The organism is Pseudomonas sp. RIT409 (genome assembly GCF_003052515.2).
In the GTDB taxonomy this organism is placed as follows: Bacteria; Pseudomonadota; Gammaproteobacteria; order Pseudomonadales; family Pseudomonadaceae; genus Aquipseudomonas.
Window position 1 is genome coordinate 223855 of record NZ_QARE02000003.1, and the last position, 24391, is coordinate 248245.

At 60.5% G+C, this 24391-nt stretch carries 21 protein-coding genes and 1 pseudogene; 6 read left to right on the top strand and 16 right to left on the bottom strand.

The window, feature by feature from the left end; translation table 11 throughout:
- The first annotated feature begins 479 nt into the window (after window positions 1-479).
- Window positions 480-1892 (top strand): sugar porter family MFS transporter, encoded by a 1413-nt coding sequence (locus DBP26_RS05550; protein WP_108236580.1) that lies wholly within the window; start codon window positions 480-482, stop codon window positions 1890-1892.
- 119 nt (window positions 1893-2011) lie between these two features.
- Here the strand turns inward: DBP26_RS05550 and DBP26_RS05555 are convergent, their stop codons facing one another.
- The 12 genes from DBP26_RS05555 to DBP26_RS05610 all read right to left on the bottom strand — a co-directional run bounded on the left by DBP26_RS05555 (window position 2012) and on the right by DBP26_RS05610 (window position 14466).
- Entirely contained in the window at window positions 2012-2752 is a 741-nt protein-coding gene (locus DBP26_RS05555) for an SDR family oxidoreductase (RefSeq protein WP_158541398.1), read from the bottom strand.
- Between the two features lie 23 nt (window positions 2753-2775).
- The gene (locus tag DBP26_RS05560; protein WP_108236578.1) at window positions 2776-3906 is read right to left on the bottom strand and encodes an FAD-dependent oxidoreductase; all 1131 of its coding nucleotides are present in this window, start codon (window positions 3904-3906) and stop codon (window positions 2776-2778) included.
- Window positions 3907-3928: 22 nt separating this feature from the next.
- Window positions 3929-5056 (bottom strand): NADH:flavin oxidoreductase/NADH oxidase, encoded by a 1128-nt coding sequence (locus DBP26_RS05565; protein ID WP_108236577.1) that lies wholly within the window; start codon window positions 5054-5056, stop codon window positions 3929-3931.
- Between the two features lie 14 nt (window positions 5057-5070).
- On the bottom strand, window positions 5071-6003 hold the full coding sequence (locus tag DBP26_RS05570) for a dihydrodipicolinate synthase family protein (protein ID WP_108236576.1): 933 nt from the start codon (window positions 6001-6003) through the stop codon (window positions 5071-5073).
- 168 nt (window positions 6004-6171) lie between these two features.
- Complete coding sequence (locus tag DBP26_RS05575; protein WP_108236575.1) at window positions 6172-7881, bottom strand: FAD-dependent oxidoreductase; 1710 nt, start codon at window positions 7879-7881, stop codon at window positions 6172-6174.
- A 30-nt stretch (window positions 7882-7911) separates the two neighbouring features.
- A complete protein-coding gene (locus tag DBP26_RS05580; RefSeq protein WP_256600640.1) occupies window positions 7912-8586 on the bottom strand; it encodes an amino acid ABC transporter ATP-binding protein in 675 nt (224 codons plus the stop codon).
- Window positions 8570-9316: an amino acid ABC transporter permease gene (locus DBP26_RS05585; protein WP_108236573.1), complete on the bottom strand. Its 747-nt coding sequence runs from the start codon at window positions 9314-9316 to the stop codon at window positions 8570-8572. The genes DBP26_RS05580 and DBP26_RS05585 overlap by 17 nt, the downstream gene beginning before the upstream one ends.
- Window positions 9316-9990 (bottom strand): amino acid ABC transporter permease, encoded by a 675-nt coding sequence (locus DBP26_RS05590; protein ID WP_108236572.1) that lies wholly within the window; start codon window positions 9988-9990, stop codon window positions 9316-9318. Before DBP26_RS05590 ends, DBP26_RS05585 begins: the two co-directional genes overlap by 1 nt.
- Window positions 9991-10056: 66 nt before the next feature.
- Window positions 10057-10863 carry a transporter substrate-binding domain-containing protein gene (locus tag DBP26_RS05595; protein ID WP_158541397.1) on the bottom strand — a complete coding sequence of 269 codons (807 nt, stop codon included), beginning with the start codon at window positions 10861-10863 and terminating at the stop codon, window positions 10057-10059.
- Between the two features lie 139 nt (window positions 10864-11002).
- The gene (locus DBP26_RS05600) at window positions 11003-11770 is read right to left on the bottom strand and encodes an SDR family oxidoreductase (protein ID WP_108236570.1); all 768 of its coding nucleotides are present in this window, start codon (window positions 11768-11770) and stop codon (window positions 11003-11005) included.
- A gap of 384 nt (window positions 11771-12154) precedes the next feature.
- Window positions 12155-12949: an IclR family transcriptional regulator C-terminal domain-containing protein gene (locus DBP26_RS05605; RefSeq protein ID WP_108236569.1), complete on the bottom strand. Its 795-nt coding sequence runs from the start codon at window positions 12947-12949 to the stop codon at window positions 12155-12157.
- Window positions 12950-13011: 62 nt separating this feature from the next.
- Entirely contained in the window at window positions 13012-14466 is a 1455-nt protein-coding gene (locus DBP26_RS05610; protein WP_305888006.1) for an NAD-dependent succinate-semialdehyde dehydrogenase, read from the bottom strand.
- 116 nt (window positions 14467-14582) lie between these two features.
- On the opposite strand from DBP26_RS05610, the gene DBP26_RS05615 reads away from it, so the two are divergent.
- Window positions 14583-15986, top strand: a complete 1404-nt coding sequence (locus DBP26_RS05615; protein ID WP_108236567.1) for an aminotransferase — start codon at window positions 14583-14585, stop codon at window positions 15984-15986.
- 44 nt (window positions 15987-16030) lie between these two features.
- Here DBP26_RS05615 and gcvPB read toward each other — a convergent pair whose 3' ends face one another.
- A complete protein-coding gene (gene gcvPB, locus DBP26_RS05620) occupies window positions 16031-17569 on the bottom strand; it encodes an aminomethyl-transferring glycine dehydrogenase subunit GcvPB (protein WP_108236566.1) in 1539 nt (512 codons plus the stop codon).
- Window positions 17562-18971, bottom strand: a complete 1410-nt coding sequence (gene gcvPA, locus DBP26_RS05625) for an aminomethyl-transferring glycine dehydrogenase subunit GcvPA (RefSeq protein ID WP_108236565.1) — start codon at window positions 18969-18971, stop codon at window positions 17562-17564. The genes gcvPB and gcvPA overlap by 8 nt, the downstream gene beginning before the upstream one ends.
- A 111-nt stretch (window positions 18972-19082) precedes the next feature.
- Between gcvPA and DBP26_RS05630 the strand changes: the two genes are divergently transcribed.
- The 3 genes and pseudogenes from DBP26_RS05630 to DBP26_RS05640 all read left to right on the top strand — a co-directional run.
- Window positions 19083-20189, top strand: coding sequence for an ATP-NAD kinase family protein (locus DBP26_RS05630; RefSeq protein ID WP_158541396.1), 1107 nt, complete (start codon window positions 19083-19085; stop codon window positions 20187-20189).
- Window positions 20190-20216: 27 nt separating this feature from the next.
- Complete coding sequence (locus DBP26_RS05635) at window positions 20217-21167, top strand: 3-hydroxyacyl-CoA dehydrogenase (protein ID WP_108236563.1); 951 nt, start codon at window positions 20217-20219, stop codon at window positions 21165-21167.
- A 20-nt stretch (window positions 21168-21187) separates the two neighbouring features.
- Window positions 21188-21307, top strand: a pseudogene (locus tag DBP26_RS05640) (OprD family outer membrane porin); the annotation flags it as partial.
- Window positions 21308-21705: 398 nt separating this feature from the next.
- Here DBP26_RS05640 and DBP26_RS05645 read toward each other — a convergent pair.
- Window positions 21706-22506 carry an SDR family oxidoreductase gene (locus DBP26_RS05645; RefSeq protein WP_108236562.1) on the bottom strand — a complete coding sequence of 267 codons (801 nt, stop codon included), beginning with the start codon at window positions 22504-22506 and terminating at the stop codon, window positions 21706-21708.
- A 3-nt stretch (window positions 22507-22509) separates the two neighbouring features.
- Window positions 22510-23058, bottom strand: a complete 549-nt coding sequence (locus tag DBP26_RS05650) for a carboxymuconolactone decarboxylase family protein (RefSeq protein ID WP_256600634.1) — start codon at window positions 23056-23058, stop codon at window positions 22510-22512.
- 198 nt (window positions 23059-23256) lie between these two features.
- Here DBP26_RS05650 and DBP26_RS05655 point away from each other — a divergent pair, with 198 nt between their 5' ends.
- On the top strand, window positions 23257-24216 hold the full coding sequence (locus DBP26_RS05655) for a LysR family transcriptional regulator (RefSeq protein WP_256600632.1): 960 nt from the start codon (window positions 23257-23259) through the stop codon (window positions 24214-24216).
- Window positions 24217-24391 lie beyond the last annotated feature (175 nt).

A 24391-nucleotide genomic window follows, 5' to 3' on the forward strand; every position in this document is an offset into this window, starting at 1 on the left:
CATCACATGTTGCCAAAGATTCAAAATTCCCCCCGCTGCATGCGGCCAATTCCAGTGGTTGCCCTTACATTATCAACGACTTGCTAAGGTTGTTGTTTTTTGAACTGTTGTTCGGTGTCCTGGTCGGTTTTACACAAAACCCCGTTTCTCCGGAAATCAGTTATTCGCAGCCCCATCCTCATGCCTCTCGTCGTTTCACTAACTCCGTTTTCAGTCACCTCCATTCAAAACGTCTTGCGGACTGGCCAGTATCGCCAGCCCTCGGTTGTAGTCGTGATCCATAGTTCCGCCGTCTGCGTTGACGTAAGCGTAACCCCTGGTCACGCATGCTTGGCCCAAACCTCAGCGATTGCGACATTTCACCAAGAATCTAATGAACCGATTCAGCAATGCCTAGGTCAACACCGCAACGGCACCATCACGGCTCAATTACATCAGGAGCGTTTCGCACTTTTGATGGACGACTGGAAGGATCTCGCATGAACACAGCTGAAGTCTCTTCGGGTACTCAACTCAAACCCCAAACTTACATGGCCGTTGTGGCCACTGTCGCAGCGATCGCCGGCGGCCTTTATGGCTACGACACTGGGATCATCTCGGGTGCACTGCCCCAGATCGCCAACGAGTTTCAACTCGACTACCGCGCTCAGGAATGGGTGACCGCCGCCATTCTGCTGGGCGCTGTGATTGGAGCAATCTGCTCTACCCGCCTTTCCGCCAGTCGTGGCCGACGGACGACCATCGTGATTGTCGCCGCCATCTACTGTATTGGCGTGGTAGGTGCAGCGCTTTCACCCAACGCCTGGTGCCTGGCAGTCGCTCGACTGGTGCTGGGATTCGCTGTAGGCGGATCCACGCAAATCGTTCCGACCTACATCGCTGAACTCGCGCCCTCGGACAAACGTGGGCGGCTCGTCACCTACTTCAATGTGTCTATCGGAATCGGCATCCTGCTGGCTGCAATCGTCGGTGTTGCCGGACAGAATCTTTTTGATTGGCGATGGATGGTGGGTATCGCAATCGTCCCCTCCCTTGTATTGCTGCTTGGGATGAGCAAGCTGCCGGGCAGTCCCCGCTGGCTGGTAGAAAATGACCGTCGCCAGGACGCCGCCCAGGCGCTGTCGTTGGTACGCGAAACACGCCGAGAGGTACGAGAGGAGATTGCTGACATTCAGGAGGTAGTCGAGAAACGCGAGAAGCTTCCCACCGTTGGTTGGCCAGCGGTCAAGGAGCGCTGGGTGCGCCCTTCGCTTGTCGCTGGGCTCGGGATTGCCGCGTTTACGCAGTTAAGCGGTATCGAGATGATGATCTATTACACCCCCACCTTTCTCAAGAATGCAGGCTTTGGTGCATCAGCTGCGCTCTGGTCGGCCCTGGGTGTCGCTGTCACCTACCTCATCATGACCTTCATTGGCAAAACGGTGGTCGACCACACCGGCCGCAGAACCCTAAGTTTGGCCATGATTCCTGGTGCGGTTTTGAGCTTGCTGGTGCTGGGTGCAGTGCTGCACTACAACCTCGCTGGTGATAGCCAGGCATGGTGGATTGTCGGGTGCCTGATCGTCTTCATGATTTTTAACTCTGGTGGCATTCAGGTCATTGGTTGGCTGACCGGGTCGGAGATCTACCCGACGGCCATTCGCGACCAAGCAATTGGCCTGCACGCTGCCGTCCTTTGGGGATCGAATCTGCTCCTGACAGGTACTGCGCTGACGATGACCCAATGGCTGGGCGTCGGAGGTGCGATGTGGGTGTATGCGGGGCTAAACGCGCTCGCTTGGGTATTTATCTATTTCTTGGTACCGGAGACCGGGGGACGCACCTTGGAAGACATCGAGCGCAGCTTGCATGCAGGAACGTTTCTGCCTGCTTCATCTGCAAAGCACCTCTGACCACCTATGTGTTGTCGACGATGCGCTTGAACTGTTTAGCCTCCCGTACCCAGCATGCTGCCCCTCGCCTCGCCCGGGAGCAGGAGCAGTTTGTGCAGAAGATGAATTCCGAACTCAGCTCAAATGCACTCAATCCCGGCATCGACTGGCAGGACTGTGCCCGTGATGCCACTTGAGGCCGACGAGCACAGGAAAAACGCAGCATCAGCGACCTCCTCCACCTTGACGAGACGTCGCAAGGCATTGCCTTCGGCCATCGACTGCAACGCGTTTTCTTCTGCCTCTGCGCTATAGCCACTGCGGGCCGACACTCGGGCGCGCAACGCTGATGTGGCGACGGGGCCCGGGGCGATGGCATTGACCCGCACGCCATGGGGGCCAAGGTCTCGTGCGGCGGCGCGCATGATGCCGAGTACCGCGTGTTTGGAGGCGCTGTAGGCCATCTGCTGGCCATGGGCAAATCGACCATTGACCGAGGACATCACTAACGCCACACCTTGACTGGCTTTCAATGCTGCCGCACTCGCCGACAGGGTAAAGGCGACGCCGCGCACATTGATCGCTTGCGCCCTCTCCCACTCGTCTATTTGAAGCTCGGACGTACTGCGCCATGGGGGCACCCAGCCTGCGTTGGCGATGCAAATGTCGAGTCGGCCGCTTTGCGTCACGATCCGTTGCACGGCCCGCTGCAGATCTCCCACCTGGGTGACGTCGCAGCCGATGAAGTCTGGGGACTCGTTTATGCCGTCTCTTGGCAGGTCAACGCAATACACGCGTGCGCCCGCTTGACGGAAACGTTCGACGAACGCCAGTCCCAAGCCGCCAGCGCCGCCGGTAATCAGAACCACTTTGTCGCGCATGGAGACCTCCGAGGCGTCGTTTGTCATTGGCACAGAAACGGCCGGTAATCGATGTCCAGCGGCACGGGTTTGTCCTGCACCAGACTGGCGATGATGCGGGCAATGATCGGTCCGGCAGTGAACCCCATCCACGGAAAGAAATTCATGAAGAAGCCCGGCGAGCCTGGCACCTCACCCAGGATCGGGCGCCAGTCGTCAGTGCCGTTCACCACCGCGGCCCAGGTCCGGATGACTCGCAGGGGGCCAAGGGCCGGTACGGTTTGCAGCGCCAGGGCCATGTTTTGTGCGAGAGAATCCGGGTCGGTGACCGGATGTCCGCGCCCGTGCCAGCGCGCCGGCCACCCGCCGCCAATCAGCACTGAGCCTATGGCGTTCTGTTTGAGGGTCAGTTTTTCCCCGGCCGAGTACACCAGGTGCGGGATCAACGGCCCGGTCTGTTCAGTGACGGCCACCTGAATGGCGAAGCCCTGCACGTCGGTATGGATGCCGAGCATGGCGGCGATGCGTCCGGCGTCAGCGCCCGCGGCATTCACGACGCGCCTGGCGATCAGCACCTCATTTGCCAGGCTGATGCGGTAGTTGTGTTGACCACGTTCGACCCCGACCACTTCGCAATGACGACGGAATGTCGCGCCAAGACGCTTTGCGGCCTCAGCGTAGGCCAGGGTCGCTTTCAATGGACTGGCCTTGCCCTCGATCGGACAAAATGCCCCGCCGAGTACCCGGTCCGACAGGTAAGGCGCCAATTCGCGCACGCCGCGCTGATCGAGCACATTGACCTCCAGCCCCTGACTGCGCTCCAGGCGCGCCTTGGATTCGATTTCGCGCAGTTGCTGATCGGTCGTGCCGACCAGCAAACCGCCCTTGGTCGACACCTCAAGATCGACCCCCAACTCGTCCGGCAACGCGTGCCACAGGTCGATAGAGCGGGCCATCAACGCGATGCTCGGCGCGAAACGCTCAGCCCACGCAGCCCCCTTGTTCACAAAGGGATCGTGGGGGATCTGGGCATGCAGACTGCCCGCATTCGAACCGGATGCCTGGGTGTTCAGCTCGCTGCGTTCGAGCACCAGGACGTCCACGCCGTCCTTGGCCAGGTAATAAGCCGTGGCGCACCCCGCCAGCCCTCCACCGATGACAATCACATCGGCCATGGAAAAGTCCCCGGATCGTCACTCATGCGGTCTTCCCCTGTGCACGCGCCTGACGACGCGCGAGAAAAAAACCGTGGGACTGCGGCAGCAATTCATGGGCATCCGTCACTTCCAGCGCCAAGGCGGCGTGATAGGCAAAGCTCGGATCATCCAGCAATGCGCGCCCCAACGCCACCAGATCCGCAGCACCACTGGCGATGACGTCATTGGCCTGCTGCGCCTCGGTAATGAGTCCGACAGCCATGGTCGGGACCTGGGCTTCTGCGCGGATTCGCGCTGCATAAGGCACCTGATGCCCTGGGGTCGCCAGTGTCGCGGAACGTGCCACCGGCCCCAGAATCCCACCGGCCGAACAGTCCACCAGGTCGACCCCCTGCTCAGCCAACGACTGCGCGAGACGCACCGTATCGTCGAGGGTGATGCCGCCCTCGCCGTCGTCGACGCAGGAAGCGCGATACCACACCGGTGTATGGGCAGGTATCGCCTCGCGCACGGCGCGCACGACCTCCAGGGCCAGCCGCGCGCGGCCGGCGAAATCGCCGCCGTAAGCATCGTTTCGTCGGTTGGCCAGCGGTGAAAAGAACTCGTGGATCAGGTAGCCATGGGCGCCGTGGATCTCAACGAAGTCCAGCCCCGCTTGCACGGCGCGGCGTGCGGCCTCGGCGAACGCCGCAACCACCTGCTCGATGTCCTCGGGACTCGCCGCTTCGGGTGTCGGCCAGCCCGAGGTGTGTGCCAGCGCTGAAGGGGCCAGCGTAGGCCAGGCCGGTGTCGGGTCATCGGCGGTCAAGGGGCCGCTGCCGAGCCAGGGCACCGCCGAGCTGGCCTTGCGCCCGGCATGACCGAGTTGCACGCCTACGGGTATGCCGTGCTGGTGGTACAGCTCAGCGAGCCGCCGCATGCCGGGAATCTGGTCATCGCGCCAGAGGCCCAGACAGCCGGGGCTGATGCGTCCATCGCGCAGCACCGCCGTGGCCTCAAGCATCGCGCCGCCGATCCCGCCCAGTGCAAACCGGGCGTGATGGGCGTAATGCCAGTCATTCACCTGCCCTTCTTCGGCCTGGTATTGGCACATCGGCGACACGATCAGACGATTGCGAAAGCTCACACCTCGGCAGTCGAACGGCGTAAACAACGGGGGTCGGTTCATGCCGGTTCCTCGTCTTATTTCGCTTGAGTGGCAACGTAGCTGTTGAGGTCGTCAAGGATGCTGACAATCCGCGCGCGGCGGTCGATCCCTTCCTGACCCAAGTCGGCGAACTGCGTCAGCGGCGCGCGCACGTCCCCCACCGGGTAGCCTTGCGACGCAGCCAGCGCCTTGGAATAGCACTGGTGGCCATAGGTCGGATGGCCTTCGGCAATGATGTGATCGAAGCTGCTGATCATCGCCTGGATTTTGCTCGCTTCCTGCAGCTTGCCTTCCACCAGCGCCTCCCACATCCGGGTCGAAGCACGGGGAATGTAGTTGGCGTAAGGGTTGACGTAGCCCACGGCACCCAGCAGGAAACTCTCCACAGGGCGCTCGCCTGCGAACACATTCATCACGCCTTGCGTGCCCTCGACGATGTCGTAGATACGACCGACATCCATACTGGCCTCTTTGATATACCGCACGTTGTCAAAGGCTTTGGTCATGCGGGCCACCAGCGCGGCGGACATGTCGACGTTGGTGGTCACCGGGTTGTTGTAGAGCATGATCGGCAGCGAAGTGGCCTCCGACACCGCCCGGTAGTAATTGAAGATTTCGTCTTCGGTCGGGGTGTAGTAATACGGCGGCGCAATCATGAAACCATCGGCGCCCAACGCCTCGGCCTCGCGGGTGTAGCGCACGGCATTGGGGGTGTAGGCGTTCATCGTGCCGACCAGCACGTCGATGCGGCCGTTGACCAGCTTGACCGTGGTTTCGATGTACTGCGTCCGCTCGTCATCGGAGATGGTCAGGAACTCGCCGGTGGTGCCGAGAATGATGATGCCTGGCGAGCCCGACTCGATTTGCCATTCGATGAACGCGGCCAGCGCTTTGTAATCGATCTGGCTGCCATCGGGGGTGAAGGGCGTCACAGTAACGCCGTAGCTGCCGCGAAATTCCTTACTCATGCTTGACTCCAACTGTCGTACGATTGTGCGCGGACGCGGTATGCATCCACTATTTTTGTGTCACGAATGACGCTTTCCAGGTCCAATTCGGCCCGAATCGTCTTATTCGAAGCGGCCGAATCCCGACACCTGCAAAGCGATGTCACTCAGGCGAACACGCGTTCGCGTTTAAGTGATTTCAGTCTTTTCCAATGCGCCAGCGAGCTCCGCGATCGTCACAGGCTTGACCGGCAGTCGAGGGGCGAACCCAGACAGCTCCGAGCGTTGTGCCCCTGTCAGGGCGCAGACCTGCTCGTCCAGCGATGCCGCGCAATAACGGCCCTGGCAGCGCCCCATGCCGATTCGCGTGTGGCGCTTGATCGCACCGACGGTGCTGATCCCGTCGTCCAACGCCTGCTTCAGCGTCGCGAAACTGACTTCCTCGCACCGACAAATCAGGCGCTGCGCATCAGCCGTCGCGTCGATGACAGGGGGCCGAGCGTCTGCCTGGTACAGCGTCCATAACGCCTTCTGAAACGCCCGCTGGCGCTTGAGCTCGGCGTCTGCGGCTTCAGCACTTTCACGCAATTCGTCACAAGGCTGATAGCCGCATTGGCTGGCCGCGTTCAAGCCCACCAAGTGCCCTTCCGCCAAGGCGGCCTTGGCTCCGCCGATCCCTGTGCAATCACCCAAGGCAAACACCCCGGCGATGTCCGTTTCGCCTTGTGCGTTGCGCCGGGTCACCAATTGCCGACGTGCCGCGTCGTAATCGTGGCTGCAGCCCAAGGCGCGCAGCAATTCATTGGCCGGTTCGAACCCATAGCCGAGGCATACGCAATCGACCTCGAAACGTTCCGGGAATGCATTGCCGTCTCCATCACACACGCTCACCTGCAACGTTTCGCCGTGGGCCTCGATGCCCGCCACCCTCGCCCGATGGATCATCCGACCGGCGCTGCGTGCCAACGCCCAACGATAACGCAGACCGTCCAGCACCAAGCCCGGCACTGACGTCGTCATGCGTAGCAGACTGGACAGTGACGACACCCCGGGTGCCTTAGCAGCTTCCACCACCGCCACCACCGTTGCTCCCCCTGCACGCAGCTCGGCCGCCAATTGCAGATTGAGCGGGCCGTTCCCGGCGATGAGCACGCGGCGCCCTGGCAAACGTCGCGCAGTGCGCCAAAGTGTTTGCGCAGCGCCGGTGGTCATCACTCCCGGTAGCGTCCAGCCCGGTACGTGCCAGGCACGCTCGTAAGCACCTGTGGCGATGATGGTCGTCCGCGGTTTCCAGCGCTGAGTGTGGCCGTTGATGGCCACCCCGTACTCGCCGGGCTCGAATGCACCCCAGACCAGCGCGTCGCCGATCATTTCCACGCCCGCCTCCCGCACGCGAGCAATCAACTCAGCGCCCTGCCGATGCTGTCGGTCCGGGGGCTGGATGCCAGGGCCACTGACGCTCAGTTGCTTGTAATACTGGCCGCCGGCCAAGCTGCGCTCGTCCAGCACCACCACCGTTGCACCCGCCTGTCGCGCGCTCAGTGCGGCTGACAAGCCACCCGGCCCGGCACCAATGACCAGCACATCGGGGGCGCGTACCTCCATGGGTTCGATCGAAACGGCCTGCGCGACGTCCAGTGGCAAGGCAGCCTCGCCGACACTCCGTCGAACGCTGATCGGCGCCACGACTTTAGTCATGCAGGCACGCTGGTTCGGGCGCCCGTCGATCTCCACCAGACATTCCTGACACACGCCCATGCCACAGAAGATCCCGCGGCAGGCGCCGTTGCGCGTCTCACGGAAATGCTTCACGCCCCCCGCAATCAACGCAGCGGCCAGCGACTCCCCTGCCCGTGCGGTGTATTCCGTGCCTTCGAAGGTGACTGCAATGTTTGTCATGCCGCTTCTTCTCTGCCTTCGATCAACATCTCAATGCCGCAGGATCTTGCCCACGAACTCCCGGGTGCGCGCTTCGACCGGCGCCTCGAAAATCTGCTGCGGCGTCCCGATTTCCACCACCTGCCCCTTATCCATCATCACGATGCGCGTGGAGACCTCACGCACGAACGACATCTCGTGAGAGACCAGCAACATGGTGATGCCCTCCTTCGCCAGCCCGCGCACCGTGTCGAGCACTTCGTTGACCAGCTCCGGATCCAGAGCCGCCGTGACTTCGTCCAGCAACAGGATCTGCGGACGCAAGGCCAGCGCCCGCGCAATCGCGACACGCTGTTGTTGGCCGCCGGACAACTCGTCCGGATACGCATGGTATTTCTCCCCAAGGCCCACCTTGTTCAGCAAGGCCTTGGCCTCCACCTCGACTTCGGCGCGAGGGCGCTTCTTGATCTTGGTCGGTGCGACGGTCACGTTGCGCAGCACGTCCATGTTCTGGAACAGGTTGTATTGCTGGAAGACAATGGCCATTTTGTCGCGGGCGGCGCGCAGGCTGCTTTTCGAAACATAGTCCAGCGGCTCTTCGTCGATCAGCACTTGCCCGGCCGTGGGCGGCAGCAAGCCCATCAGTACGCGCAGCAACGTGCTTTTACCGGAGCCGGACGGCCCGATCAGGCTGATGACTTCGCCGCGATCAACCGACAAGCTCACGTTTTGCAGGACCGGAATGTGCGCGTACGCGCTCGACAGATTTACGACGTTGAGGTGAGCCAAGACGTTTCTCCAGATAAGCGCCAAATTTACTGAGCGGATAAGACAGAGCGAAATACGCAGCGAGGACGACCCCGTACACCAGGAAGGGCGAGAAGCCACGGTTCATCAGCACCTTGCCGGTGAACGTCAGCTCGACGACACCCATCTGCGACGCCAGCGAGGTGTCCTTGATGAACATCACCATGAAGGCGAAGGCTGGCGGCAGAATGACCTTCCACGACTGCGGCAGCAGCACCATGAACAGCGTGCGGCTGAAACCGAAATTCATCACTTGGGCCGCCTCAAGCTGCTGCCGAGGCACCGACTCGAGCCCCGCCCGGATGATCTCCGAAAGGAACGCGGTGGCCACCAGGCAGATGGAGGCCGTGGCGATGGTCGACAGCGAAATGTTCGAGCCCAGGCCTTGGGAGGCGTACATGACGATGAACAGGATGACCAGAAACGGGATGCGCCGGAACACTTCGACATACACCGTCACGGCCAGTCGCAACAGCATCAGCCACTGACTGGTGGTGCTGCGGATCACGGTGATAACGAAGCCGCAAAGGGCGCCCACGGTGCAGCCGATCACGGTCATCATCAACGTGCGCCCCATGGCTTCAAGGACGAAGACCAGGGTGTACCAGGTGAAGAAGCGTGGGGCTTGGGAAATGATCAGATCGAGCATCAGAACACCTTGATTTTTGCGCGGAACAGGTGACGGCCAACCAGCCCCAGAGCGATCGACGCCACGAAGGTCAATGCCACATAGATCGCCGCCACGACCGAGAAGGTTTCAATGGTGCGCAGGTTGGCGGTCGAGATGTTGATCGCTCGACCGGTCAATTCCTCGACCCCGAAGATCGCGCCGATGGAACTGCCCAGCACCAGCCAGACGAAGAAGTTGCACAGTGGCGCATAGATGGTCTTGGCGATGTGCGGCAGGATGACGTAGCGCACGGTCTGCAATCCGGACATCCCCAGGGTGACGGCGGTTTCGATTTCCGCTTTGCGCACCGACTCGACGCCAGAGCGCAGAATGTCCGTCAGGTAGGCACCCGAATTGAGCGTCAGGCCGATCAATACGGCGGTCATCGGTTCCAGCACGATGCCGACATCGGGCAAGGCATAGAACAGGAAGAAAATCTGCACCAGCGCCGGGGTATTGGTGAACAGCGTGATGTACATGCTGACCAGGCCGCGCAGCAGGCGTCCCCCATGCATTTTTGCCATGGCACCGGCCAGGCCGATGGCCGAGCCGAGCCAGAACGATACGAAGGCGATTTCCAGGGTGAACAGTGCGCCCTTCAATAGGTAGGGCAGGTTCTGGATCACGTTCGAGAATTGAAAGGTGTAGTCCACAAGGCTAATCCGTCTTTTTTGCCGTCCCCGGTGCAGCCTTTCGGGTGCACGGGGGCGCTGCGAGGGTTAGAAGTACGGGGTGACGGGCACTGGCGAGAGCATCGGTGCGCCGTATGCTTTCTGCCAGGTGGCATTGATGAAGCCACTGCTGTGCATTTCGTACAGCACCACGTTCAGGTAATCCTTGAGGCCGGTGCTGTTTTTCGCCACGCCAATGCAGTCATACCCGACGGAAATTGGGTCTTTCAGCACGCGCCATTTCACGTCTGGGTAGTTCTTGGTGAAGCTCATGAAGAAGTCGATGTTCTCGACGATGGCGTCGCCACGGCCCTGGGCTACTGCGCGCACGGTGTCTGCGATGGTCTCGACCAACAAAACGTTGGCCTTGGGCAGCTCTTTCTTCAGGTAATCGACGGACCAATTGCCGCGCATGTTGACCAGTTTCACGTCAGGGCTGTCGAGCTGCTTCCAGTTATCGGCCTTGAGTTTGTCGGTGGTCAGCACTGCCATGGATTCGGTGTGCAGCGGCACGGTGAAATCGATCAGCTTGGCGCGCTCGGAGTTACGCGTCAGCGCGCCGAGGGAAATATCGATCCGGTCCGACTGCAGGAACGGCACACGCTGCGCACTCTCGGTGGGGACGAATTCGACTTTGACGTTGAGATTGCGGGCAATTTCATTGGCCGTGTCGATGTCGAAACCGACCATTTCGTTCTGGTCGTTGTACGAACTCATCGGCGGAAAATTCGGGTTGACCCCGACCCTCAGGGTGCCGCTCTGGATGATCGCATCCAGACTGCGCGCCTGCACGGCGCCGGCGGTCGCTGCCGCCACAACAGCCAGCGAGAGAATGACAGCTTTCAATTTCAGCATGTGAAACTCCTGATTGGTATGACAAGCGACACCAGCACATGCTGGCATCTCAATGTCTGACGTCGCCGCAAGTATGTCAATCAATTTATGCGCTATACGAACAAATTACGTCATAGCGCACACATTTACGCCAGCTCGTTTAACGCACGTAACTTGCACCGTTTACATCCAACGTGGCGCCACTGAGGTGCCTGGATCGCCCGCTGGCCAGGAAGGCAACCAGCGCGGCGATATCGCCCGGTGGTACCCATTCGCCCATGGCCAACTGCGCCGTGACGCCCTCCTCGCCCCCTTGCGTCAGGGCAAACGACTCGGACATCTGTGTGCGCACAACGCCGGGAGCCACGATGTAGGCGAGAATCCCCTCTTTGGCGTAGGCCCGAGCCACTGTTTGGGTCATCGAGCGCACAGCAGCTTTGGAAGCGGCATAGGCGATCGTGTCCGGGTTGGTTACGCCACGCTGCGCCGCCCAACTGGAAATGGTGATGAGGATGCCCCCGCCATTGGCCTGGAAATGCTTCACCGCGCGCCGGATCAGGCGCGCAGGTGCGAGCACATTCACGCCCAGGGTTTCATCCCAAACGCGGTCCCACGTTTCGTCATCACTCGCAAAACCGCCGTTCCAGCGCATGATCGCGGCATTGTTCACGAATCCGTCGATACGGCCTTGCCAGGCTTGGGCTTGATCCCAGAGCTGCTCCACAGCAGCCAGATCATGAAGATCGGCCTGCAAAAAAAGCTTGTCTGCGTCTACCACGCCGGCCAGCGCCTGTTCGGCACCCTCGCGGTCTGCACCGTAATGGGCGATGACTCGCGCGCCCGCTTCGCCCAAGGCGGTGGCAATCGCGGCACCAATCCCTTTGGAAGCACCCGTGACAAGCAACGTCTTACCTTTCAGGTCAAACATTCAAGACTCCATGCAAAGTCCGCTGCATTGATCAAGCCAATGCGCGGGCTAACGTCGTCAGATCGCTTGAGCGATCCTTGAAATGAAAGTGAGGTGACGCGCCGAGCGAACTGGCTGGCGTCGAGACAGTGCCCAAAGGGCAAAAGGGACCGCAGGCCAAATGCGCTGCGTGGGACGTGCGTGAAGTGCTGCGTGCATCAGTGAAACCCCATCGTTTGCTATTTTCGTTGTTTTCGATGTGGAGCCTAAGGTATCGCACAATTGTGCGCATTGCAAACTATTGTGCGCGGTTTTTCGCGCTTTCTCTCTTCGCTTCGGGAAAACGCGGGCGAAAAAAAACGCGCCTAATTCGCTGATTGAGGCGCGTCTTTAATATTTGAAGCGTCAGCCTTGAAGGGCTTGGGTAATGTTCTTCGACGCTTCGAGCAGTTCGCTCAGGATTCGTGTGCTCATGTCTTGGAGGGTCACGCGGTCCGTCGGGCAAGGGACGTTAAGGGCTGCGACCACGCGCCCGTCCCGATCGCGGACAGGCACCGAAATCGAGCGCAGGCTTATTTCCAGTTCCTGATCGACGATCGACCAACCTCTGAGCCGGGTTTCATTGATCAATTCTCGCAGCTTCACCTTGGAGGTCACGGTGTGCTGAGTGAACTTGGTCAACGTGGCCTTATCGAGGTATTCCTGCAACTCTGATTCAGGCAGCGCGGCGAGCAACACCCGCCCTGTGGACACGCTATGAGCGGGCGAACGGCTGCCGATTGAGATGCTGATGTTGACGACGCGCGTGGAGTTGGCACGCGCCACATAAATCACCGAGTCACCATCGAGCACTGCTGCGAAGCAGGACTCCTGGAGACGATCGGACAGGGCGCTCATGATGGGCTGTGCAACGTCCCAGATGTTCATTGAGGACAGCGCGGAAAAGCCGATTTCGAGAATCTTGGGTTTGAGGCTGAAGTATTTGCCATCGCTCTCGGCGTACCCCTCACGCACTAGCGTGAGAAGGAAACGCCGAGCGGTTGCCCGACTCATGCCACTGGCCTCTGCCACCTCGCTCAGCGTTCGCCTCGGCGTGTGACGGGTGAAGGTCTTGATGACTTCGAGGCCGCGCGCGAAAGAACCCACATAATCGCGATCACGGTTTTCAAGGTCGTCGATGGAAGATTCTGAATCGAGCATTTTTTGACACCATGGTTAGAAAATTCTGTGCGACGAGCGCACAGATGTTTGGGCGGAATATATCAGTTCACCTGGGCGACGCATACGTATTTTAGCTCGGTGAATTCTTCGATGGCGTGATGGGAGCCTTCGCGGCCAATGCCCGAAGACTTCACGCCGCCGAATGGCGCACCTTCATATGACGTTGCACCGGTGTTCACGCCGACGATCCCAACTTCCAACGCCTCACTCACTCGCCATACCCGCGCGTTGTCTCGGGTAAAGAAGTACGCGGCCAAGCCAAACTCGGTATCGTTGGCGGCGGCGACGACTTCGGCCTCCGTTTCAAAGCGGAACACGGGCGCCACCGGGCCGAAGGTTTCTTCCACGGCGATGCGCATGTCAGCGGTCACATCAGCCAGCACGGTCGGCTCGTAAAACGTCTGTCCGAGGGCGTGCCGACGGCCACCGGTGACGACGCGCGCACCCAGGGCCAGCGCGTCATCAATGTGCTCCTGAACTTTGAGCACCGCGGCTTCATCGATCAACGGCCCCTGTTGAACGCCCGGTGTCTGACCATCCCCGACCTTGAGGGCAGCGACAGCCGCAGCGAAACGCTCGACGAAACGATCATGAATGGCGCTTTGCACGTAAATGCGGTTCGCGCAAACGCACGTCTGGCCCATGTTGCGAAATTTAGAGGCCATGGCGCCCTCCACAGCGACGTCGATGTCCGCATCATCGAATATGATCAGCGGCGCGTTGCCACCCAGTTCCAACGCTACTTTCTTGATCGTTCCTGCCGCTTTGGCCATCAGTGAACGCCCGACTTCCGTGGACCCCGTAAAGGTCACTTTACGCACCAGCGGATGAGTGGAAAGTTCATCACCCACCTCCCCGGCCGCCCCCGTGACCACGCTGAATACCCCGGCAGGCAACCCGGCGCGCTGGCCGAGTTCGGCCAATGCCAGCGCTGAAAAAGGCGTGGCACTGGCCGGCTTCAGCACCATGCTGCAGCCAGCGGCAATAGCTGGGCCTGCCTTGCGGGGAATCATTGCCATCGGGAAATTCCACGGGGTGATCGCCGCGCAAACGCCGATAGGCTGACGCAGCACCAGCAGGCGCTGGCCGGGTTGAGCGGCGGGCAGCACTTCGCCGTAAACGCGCTTGGCTTCCTCGGCAAACCATTCAAAAAATGCTGCGCCGTAAAGGATCTCGCCTTTCGCTTCGGCCAGCGGCTTGCCCTGCTCGGCGGTGAGGATCAGCGCCAGATCATCAGCATTTTCCACGATCAGGTCGTACCAGCGCTTGACCACTTTCGCCCGATCGCCAGCCGAACGCGCGGCCCACAATTTGTAAGCCTTCTCTGCGCCCTCCACGGCCTCGACAGTTTCTTTGCGGCCAGCCTTGGGCACCCTTCCTACCGGCTCGCCGGTACTGGGATTGACCACGTCGATCCAGCTGCAACCCTCGGGTACAGACCATTCGCCGTTAACGAAGATCGCCTGCTTGAGCAATGAAGGGTCTTTCAGATTCAGCATGTTTTGTTTCCTCGATGCGGATTGATGGTGCTACATTGATGTTCGCGCTTCGCCCATATCAACGCACTGCGCACAAATTATCAACTGGAAACACGCACGATTCAGGAGCCACCATGGATTCACTGACGCCATTGACCGATCTGCACGACTTGGACCGACGCTATGCATTGCACCCTTTCACGGCACTGGCCGAGCACGAGCGCAACGGTCCGCTGGTGATGACCAAGGGTGAGGGGGTTTGGCTGGAGGACACCACCGGACGCCGTTACATCGATTCCATGGCAGGCCTGTGGTGTGTGAATGTGGGCTATGGCCGCAGGGAGATTGCGGACACGCTGCACGCTCAGGCCCTGCGCCTGCCCTACTACCACTCGTTCTCCTCGATGGCCACTGACACCCCGATCCTGCTGGCGGAAAAGCTGATCAAGATGGCCCCGGTGCCGATGTCAAAAGTGTTCTTCGGCAATTCGGGCTCCGATGCCAACGACACTCAGGTCAAACTGGTCTGGTATTACAACAACGCCCGCGGGCTGCCGCAGAAAAAGAAAATCATCGCGCGTCAGCGGGGCTACCACGGCGTGACAGTGGTCGCAGCCGGGCTGACAGGGCTGCCGGGCATGCACGCCGGCTTCGACCTGCCGCTTCCATTCGTTCGCCACACCACCGCGCCGCACCGTCTGTGGCAGGCCGAGCCCGGACAAAGCGACGCTGCATTCGTCGCGCGGCTGGCCGCTGATCTGGAAAACCTCATCCTCGCCGAAGGGCCCGATACCGTCGCCGCCATGATCATGGAGCCGGTGATGGGCGCAGGCGGCGTGATCGTGCCGCCTGCCGGTTACTACGCGGCCATCCAGGCCGTCCTCGATAAATATGACGTGCTGCTCATTGCCGATGAAGTCATCTGCGGTTTTGGTCGGCTGGGCACCCAATTCGGCAGCGAAAAAATGGGCATGCGCCCAGACTTGATGACCGTCGCGAAAGGCATCACCTCCGCCTACGTACCGTTGTCGGCGTGCATCGTGTCCGAGAAGATCTGGCAAGGCCTGCTTCAAGGGGGCGAGCGGTATGGCGCATTCGCTCATGGCTACACCTACAGCGCTCACCCGCTGGCAGCCGCCGTCGCGTTGACCAATCTGCAGATCATCGAAGATGAAAATCTGGTGGCTCAGGCCGGCGCGCGGGGCGACGTCATGCACCGTTTGCTACGCGAAACCTTTGCCGACCATCCCGCCGTGGGCGAGATTCGCGGCGTCGGCTTGATGGGTGCAGTGGAATTCGTGGCCGCACGCGATCCAGCGACTCCCTTTGACCCAGCGCTGAAAGTCGCGCCGCGCATTGCCAAGGCGGCTCTTCAAGAGGGCTTGATCACCCGAGCGCTGCCGCAGGGTGATTCGATCTCCTTCTCCCCGCCGTTCGTTATCAGTGAGGATGAAATCGCCGAGATGGTGGCCCGTGCACGCCGCGCCGTGGACAACGTGTTCACTCAGTTACACGCGGAAGGTCACTGGAAAGGCTGATCCCCTCTAGGACCGCCGACGCACCGTGCGTCGGCGGTTTCGCTTTACTGTGGTTTGAGGTGCTTGCGGGTGTACGCACGCCAAGTCGTGGCCCACTGCGCCGGATCTTCAAGCGGCCCGGTATTCAGCCGTCCGATCACGTGGTTGTGCGGTGCCGTTCGCACAAGCTGCGGATCGTCATAGGCTTCCTGACAAACCTTGGCCAATACCGCAATCCAGTAATCGATGTCTTCCTTCGACCACATCTCTCCGGCTTCCGGGGTGAAGGGCTGCGGAATGATCCAGGGTTCATGGGCGAGCCAGAACGCATCGACGCCGTAGTCGACCATGCGATTCTGCACGTCATACGCGCTGACGCCGGTTTCCCGCTCCAGCACTTCGAGGCTGTACCGTGTCATTTCCAGGCGCCACGTCGTGAGATGCGGATGGGAGCATGTCACCCCGCGAATCTGAGCCAGCTTGCGTCCCATGTAGTTGTTGGCCAGCACTGACAGATCAGAGGCCTCGGCAATCCCGTCGGCCCCCATGGCGCGCACCCAGGCATAGGCTTTGATCATCTGCGGCAAATTGCCGAGAAACTCGCGAACCCGACCGATGCCGCTGTCGCTGCCCGGCTGCAAGCGAAACGCCCCATCCTCTTGCGTCAGCAACGGGCCAGGCAGATAGGGAATCAGCGCCTCGCTGCATCCGTAGGCGCCAACCGCAGGCCCGCCGCCGCCCTTGGGCGCACCGAAGGTCTTGTGCAACATGAACATGCAGGCGTCGAATCCCAGATCCCGCGCCCGAATCTTGCTCATCACCCCGTTGAAGTTGGCGTGGTCGTAGAAGCACAAGCCCCCCGCCGCTTTCACCACTTTCACCCACTCGGCAATGTCCGGGTTGTAGATACCCATGTCGTCAGGGTTGTTGATCATCAGCGCGGCGGTGCGCGGCGACACGGCCGCCTTCAGGGCCTCGAGGGACGGATAACCGTTGGCTTCCAGCGGCAATGTGATGATCTTGAACCCCGCCGTCGCCGCCGTTGCAGGGTTGCAAGGGTGAGACTGGATCGAGGTGATGATCTCGTCCCGCGTGTCGAGCTCGCCGCGTGCCGCGTGGTAGGCCCGGGTCACGCAGACATGAAGAAAGGCAGCATCCGCTCCACCGGCCGCCTGGAATACAAAGCGGTCCATGCCCGACAACGCCCTCAGGTTCAGATCCAGGTCGTGCATGATCTGCAGCGAGCCCTGCAACGTCGTATCCGGTTGACGGGGGTGCAACTGGGCGACCTCATCGCGGGCAGTGATCGCTTCGTTGACCCGTGCGTTGTATTTCATGGTGCACGTACCGAACAGTGAGATCCCCATCATGCCCAGCGTTTGCTGCGACAGATGCAAGTAATGACGCAACACATCCGGCTCGGACATCTCCGGCAACTCCGGTGCCACGGTGCGGCGCATGGCCGTTGGAATCGCACTCAGCTCCCCCGGCACCCGCGCGGCGGGAAACACCACGCCACGGCGCCCTGGTCGAGAGAGCGTCATCACCACCGGCTCATCCCAAACCGCCCCTTGATAACGCCGCAAAGTCACCGATTCAGTCATGTGTGAGTACCTCATGAAGGGCTTTGACCAGACGCTCGATATCGTCGTCCTGATGTAATTCAGTCACGCAATACAACGCGCATTGTCCGAGTCCCGGAAATTCCTGGCTCAAGTCATGCCCGCCAAAAATGCCTCTGGCCAGCAAACCCTGATTGATGGCCCCCACGCTCAGGCCGCTGGCGCTGAAATCGACCACGAACTCTTTGAAGAAGTTGTCTCCATGCCGGACGGAGACGCCCGGCAATTCGCTCAACCGACGGGCCGCGAGGTGTGCCTGAGCGAAGATCAATTCGCCGACATCGACGAACCCCTGAGGCCCCATCAACGACATGTAGACCGCGTTGGCGATGGCCCACAAGTAAACGGAGTTACCGGTCCAGTCTTTGCCATTTTCCCGCAGGCCATAGGAGGACTGTTCTGCGAGCGAAAGGCCAAAACCGATCTCCCCCGGGCGCACTGTGGTGGTCGCGCTGATCAACAGCGTGGGGTATTCGCGGGCGTAACGCTCCTCGTCACGAGTGGCGATGAAGCCGCCAAGGCCACCTCCGCCATACATGGGAATGCCCAGGGTTTGGATGGTGCCGACAACGATGTCCGCACCGTACGCGGGCGGCGGCGCCAGGATGCCCAGCGATAACGGGTCTACACCCACCACGAACTCTGCGCCAGCCGCGTGGGCCAATTCACCGATACGCGTCGCACCGCCATCGATCAATCCGAAATAGTCAGGGGTTTCCAGGTACACCGCGGACACGTGGCTGCCCAGTTTGCGTTCGAGGTCTTGCAGGTCCATGGCGCCGGTGACGGGATCGGCGGCGACGAATTCCATCGTCAGTTCGTTGGCCATGTCGGGCTCGCAATAGTTGCGAATCACCGCCAGCCGCTCGGGATCGATAACCTGAGGCAGCAACACCGTGTTGCGCTGATTCAGACGCGAGGCCATGCGCAACGCATGCCCGGCCGCGCAGCCCCAGCTGTACACCGGCAGGCCTACGTATTCGCACCCCACCAGCTCGCCCAACTGACTGCTGAATTCGAACCAGGCCTGACAACGCCCCTGGTCCGAAGAGGGGGTGCCCCATACTGAAGTCAGAAATTCACTGCGGCCCGCGATCTCACTGCAAATCGCCGGCACATGATGCTGCCAGCAACCGCCGCCCAAAAAGCTCAGGGTGTTGCCGCAGTGTCGATTGCGGCCGAGGGTTTCGCGCAGGTGCCGGCTAAGGGACATTTCCGACCGCAGGGCGCCCATAAGTTCGGGCATTTCCTTCAAACGATGAGCATCGGGGATTTGTTCGAAAAGCGCTTCGATATGGTCGACGCCTAGAAAATCAAGCATCTCCTGCTTGATATCCGGCAGCGCGTTGGCCATGAACGGGTGTGCTGAGCTGGGTTGACTCATTTCGCCTCCAGACGCAATATGGTTTTAACGCGAACTTAAGTTTGCAATGCGCACAATCTACGTCGCATCGCAGATGCCCGCAACTGCTCAATGGTCTCAAGGCTCATATCGATGACGTTCAAGGTTGGCCTGCTCATCAACCCCTACGCCGGGCTCGGCGGGACAGCCGGTCTAAAGGGCAGCGACGGGGCCGCTATCGTCGAAATGGCCTTGGCGCGAGGCGCCCAGCCGCAAGCCCAAGCGCGCTGCATACGCGCGTTGAAGCGCATCGTGGGGAGCAACGTGGAGGTGTATACCGTGGCCGACGCGTTGGGCGAGCGTGCGTGCCGCGCGGCAGGGGTGAATGCACGGGTGGTCGCGACACCGCCGACAGTGAGCACCGCGCGGGATACCGTCGAAGCCTGCCACGCACTGCTGGCAGAGGGCATCGATCTGTTGCTGTTCGGCGGCGGAGACGGTACGGCACGGGACGTGATGGCCGCGTCGGGCTCTGCTCCTGCCCTGCTGCTCGGCATTCCATGCGGCGTGAAGATGTATTCCGGGGTGTTCGCCCGCACCCCCGAACACGCCGGAGACCTCGTCCGACAGTGCGCCGAGGGGCCTGTAGCGATCCATGAAGCCGAAGTGCTCGATATCGATGAGCAGGCCACCCGCAGCGACCGGATCAGCACCCGGCTCTACGGTTATGCCAGGGTACCGGCACACTCGCGGCACATGCAGAGCGCCAAAGCGGGAAGCACCAACCCTGATCGTGCCGTAGCCGACGCGGCCCAACTGTTCGCCAGCCAAATGCTCGCCGACCACCTCTATTTCCTGGGGCCTGGCCGAACGGTTCAGGCATTGGCCGGGCAGCTCGATGGCGACGGCACATTGCTGGGTGTGGATGCTTACTTGGGACATAAGCTGGTCTGCCGTGATGCCAGCGAGCGTGAGCTGTTGGCGCTTGCCGCGCAGCATCCGGTGCATCTCGTCGTCAGCCTGACTGGCGGTCAAGGGTGCCTGTTCGGTCGCGGCAATCAGCAAATCAGCGCGGCCGTCCTTGCACGGGTCGACCCCGCCAACCTCCACGTGCTGGCAAGCGCCGCAAAAATCGCCCAGCTACCTGATGGCCAATTGTTCGTCGACACCGGAGACCCGGAAATCGACGTTCGTTACAGCGGCTTCACCCGCGTGCACACAGCACCGGGTCGTAGCGTCATGTTGCGCGTGACGCATTGAAATAAGTTCTATAAAAACGGAGAGTTCATGCACACATCCCCTCAGATCGTGGCCGTCATCGGCGCTGGCAGCATCGGCGTTGCGTTCGCTATCGTGTTTGCGCGTGCCGGATGGCGCGTGCGCCTGCAAGACCCCGACCCTCAAAGGCTGCAACTGTCCCGGCAAGAGATCGCCAGTAAATGTACGGAGCTGTTCAACTACGGGCTGATCGAGGAGACGCCCGAGGTCCTCAATGGGCGGGTCACGCTGTGCAGCGATGTGGCCAACGCGGTGGCTGACGTCAGCCTCGTCCAGGAATGCGCCCCGGAGCGCCTTGACCTCAAGGTCGAGCTGTTTCAACAACTGGACCGCCTGGCGCCCCCCACTGCGGTGCTCGCCAGCTCGTCGTCGGCGCTGACAGCGTCGAGCTTCGCTGAAGCATTGCCCGGTCGTGGTCGATGCCTGGTGGCGCACCCCGGCAACCCGCCGTACCTGCTGCCGGTGATCGAAATCGTTCCGGCACCGTTCACCGAAACTCACTATTTTGAATGCGCTCTGGCGCTTTACGCCGAAGCGGGGCTCACCCCCGTGCGCTTGCAAAAAGAGATCGAAGGCTTTGTGTTCAACCGCCTTCAGGGTGCATTGCTTCGAGAGGCTTACTGCCTGGTGCGTGATGGCATCAGCAGCGTGGCTGATATCGACAAAGTGGTGAGTCACGGTCTTGGCTTGCGCTGGGCCTTCATGGGGCCATTCGAAACAGTGGACCTCAATACCCGCGGCGGTATTGCTTCACATGCCGTAAAAATGGGGCCCGCCTATGCACGCATGGGCGCTCAACGGGGGCAGCAAGATCCTTGGACGGCGGATCTGGTCGCCACTGTCGAAACCCAACGTCGGGCGTTAGTCCCGCTCGAAGACTGGGAGTCGCGGGTCGCTTGGCGTGATCGAGCGCTCATGGAACGCGCAAGGGATGAGATGAAAAGAAGAACAAGCGAGTGACCGCTTAGGTTGTTCGTCGCGGCCCTCTCAAATCTCTCACCCTCCGCTGGCGTAACTCCACCCTGCGTAGGAATTACGGCAGCAACAGCAGCTTCGACGAGAACCGCCTGGTCATTCAATACCCCATTTCGCTTCTGTAACCCAAGCCTTCGCTGATTCCGGCAGCAGCCCTGCTGGCAACGCCTCAGTCGATCAGGCTTGCTCGGGAGAAGGCTGTTGCCGCCCGAAGCCCTCGTTGCCCGCAATGGGGGCCCAGTTTCTCGAGGCCCTACCCGATCACGCAAATGGATCTGTCCCGCAAAGGAGCGTCCATCAACATCGCGGACAGTCTGCCGGCATCGACTGCCATACGGTTCTGGAAGTCAGCCATCCATGGCAGGATGGCTGGTGAATTCGCAGGTTTGGAAGCCAGTGACACAAATCCTGCTCACGACCAAACTCCAGTCAACAGCCGTGATATCTCCTGCACGGGCGGATACCATGTGGTGTGCGGCTGAGCATGCCCGCCGATCCGCTTTAATCTTTGCTCAGACCTCGACTAATCACATCGCACAGTCATCCCACCATCCACCACAATCTCGGCGCCCGTGACAAACCGGGCTTCATCAGAGGCCAAATACAACGCAGCGTTGGCGGTGTCGCGACCGTCTCCCATGAACCCCAAAGGAATTCGGGCAAGTCGCTGCTCCAAAAGCGCCTCGACGTTGCCATCGGCCCGCTGACCGGCCAGCCGAGCGCCGACCATTGGCGTGTGTAGCTGACCAGGGACAACAGTATTGACCCGTATCCCTTTACTGGCATATTCCGCCGCGACCACTTTGGACAGTTGAATGATGCCTGCCTTGGCTGCCGCGTAGGCGACCTGCGCAGCACCACTCCAGCGAAGCCCGGAGGTCGAAGAAGTGTTGACGATTGCTCCTCCCCCCTGGGCTTCCATGACGGGCAACACATACTTGCACGTAAGGAACACGCTCTTGAGATTCAATGCGAGCTGCGCATCCCAGGTGGCTTCGTCCAGGACGACGGGCCCACCTGCAGACGACCCCCCGACATTGTTCACCAGAATGTCGACACGGCCGTAGCGTTTCACACACTCTGCAACCATGGCTTCGACTGATTTTCCCGACGTCACGTCGCAAGTCATCGAAGTGACTTCACCTTGGTCCTGGCTGATGAGTTCGAGGGTTTCTTGCATCGTGTCCACCGAACGGTCGACAGCAAACACCTTCGCCCCTTCTTGAGCAAAGCGAACCGCCACGGCTCGGCCGTTTCCCCAGCCGCTGGCCACACACCCTGCGCCAGTAACGATCGCTACTTTTCCTGCCAGCCGCTTATTCATAAGTCACTCAAGTTCTCTTTTATGTTCGGACGGTGGATTGATTTCAAAGGTATTGAGGGTCATCGAAATCAACGTGTAATAGCCAACCAACCCGACCAGGTCGATAACAGCCCCCTGTCCGAGTACGTCAACTGTCTCGCGGTACAGAGACTTAGGCACATGCTTGAGCGATTGCAGTGCGCTGACAAACGCATGAACGGCTCGCTCATCTGAATGTTCGAATGCCGGCAATGAATGGCAACGGATGGCTTCCAAGGTCGCCTCAGCGACCCCGGCTTCGAGGGCAATGGGTTTGTGCGCGTACCACTCATATTCAGAGGACCAAAACCGGGCAACGGTCAGGATGGCCAGCTCCGAAAGTTTGGGGGACAGTAGCGTGTCGTAGCGGCAGTAGGCGCCAAGCGCTTGTGCGGTCTGCGCCAGTTCGGGCCGATGGAGCCAGACGGCTAACGGGCCACGGACCCCTCCCCTGGGGCCATTCGAGATGGCGTTATAGACGTTGCGTTGATCAGGCGTCATGAACGACACATCCAAAGGGTTCACTCGAGTCACGCATTCACCTCTTTCTCACCCGGAAGGCGGTGTTGTTTTTGTAGAGGACCAACATCGCCCGAAAGAGCGTCATTGACAAACACCTTATTGAGATAGAAACCTATACTCCTACGTTATACCTCGCGTCAGATGCTCCCACTCGAGGCATGGCGATACTGCCAGTGCGTCACCTAGGTATCGCTCGCACATTCCATCTTTTTGGGGGATACGGTTATCGATATACGAGAACTGCGCTCATTCATTCACATCGCCCGGCTGGGAAGCTTTAGCCGTGCGGCCATCGATCTGCATATCGCCCAGCCTGCACTGAGTCGCCAAGTGGCGAAATTGGAAGAGGAAATAGGCGAGAGCCTGTTCGTACGGCATGGCCGCGGGGTGCGTCTGACCAGCGCCGGCGCGTCACTGCTCGAACGCGCAGAAATGATTGTCAATCTGGTGGCGCAGACAGGCGAGCACGTTCGAGCGTCCAAGGACAACCTGACCGGGCATTTGGCACTGGGATTGCCGCCAGCCGTAGGCATATGGGTAGCCCCTGCCATCGTGGAGGCTTTCAAAAATGCCTGGCCGGCTGTAGGGCTGCATATCCGGGAGGGCTTGAGCAGTTCGCTTCAGGAATGGGTACTTGACCGCAGAGTGGACATCGCGGTGGTCTACAACCAACCACCCTTGGATGCATTGCATATCGCGCCATTGAACAGTGAGCCGATGGTGCTCATTTCAGCCTCAGGTGATGCACACTTTAGTGAGATTGGTCGCGAGAGTTTGACGTTTCGGGAAGTCGCGGACTTACCGCTGATCGCCCCAGCCTTTCCGCACGCAGACCGCCGGGTACTTGAACAGGCTGCTGCGCAGCATGGGGCGCACCTGCACGTCGCGCTGGAAGTCGACAGCGTCAGTCTGACCAAAGAGCTCGTCGCCGCAGGGCATGGCTATGCCGTCATTACGCAAACGGCCGTGCAACGCGAAATCGACGACGGCAAGCTACGAGCAATCGCTATCGAGCGCCCCCCGATACGCTCGGTCGTTTCCATCGTGACGCTGCGCGAGCAGCAACCCTCCCGATTGGTCCAGGCAGCGTCCGAGATCATCACCCACAGCATGCGCAGTCTGGTCACAGAAGGTGCGTGGTATGGCTACACCACTTGGCTAGGTGAGTGAGCGGTCCCACCCTATACACCGCCTGCCCCGTCCAGGTCCTGAAAAGTAGTCCGATATGGCTACCATCCTAGCTATACCGCTAGAGCATGGCTTGGCATAGAAAATCGGTCTTTGCCAAGGTCCCCGTCTTCCCCCACATTTTCCCAAAGCGTTTTGACTTGCCGACCAGGCTCAA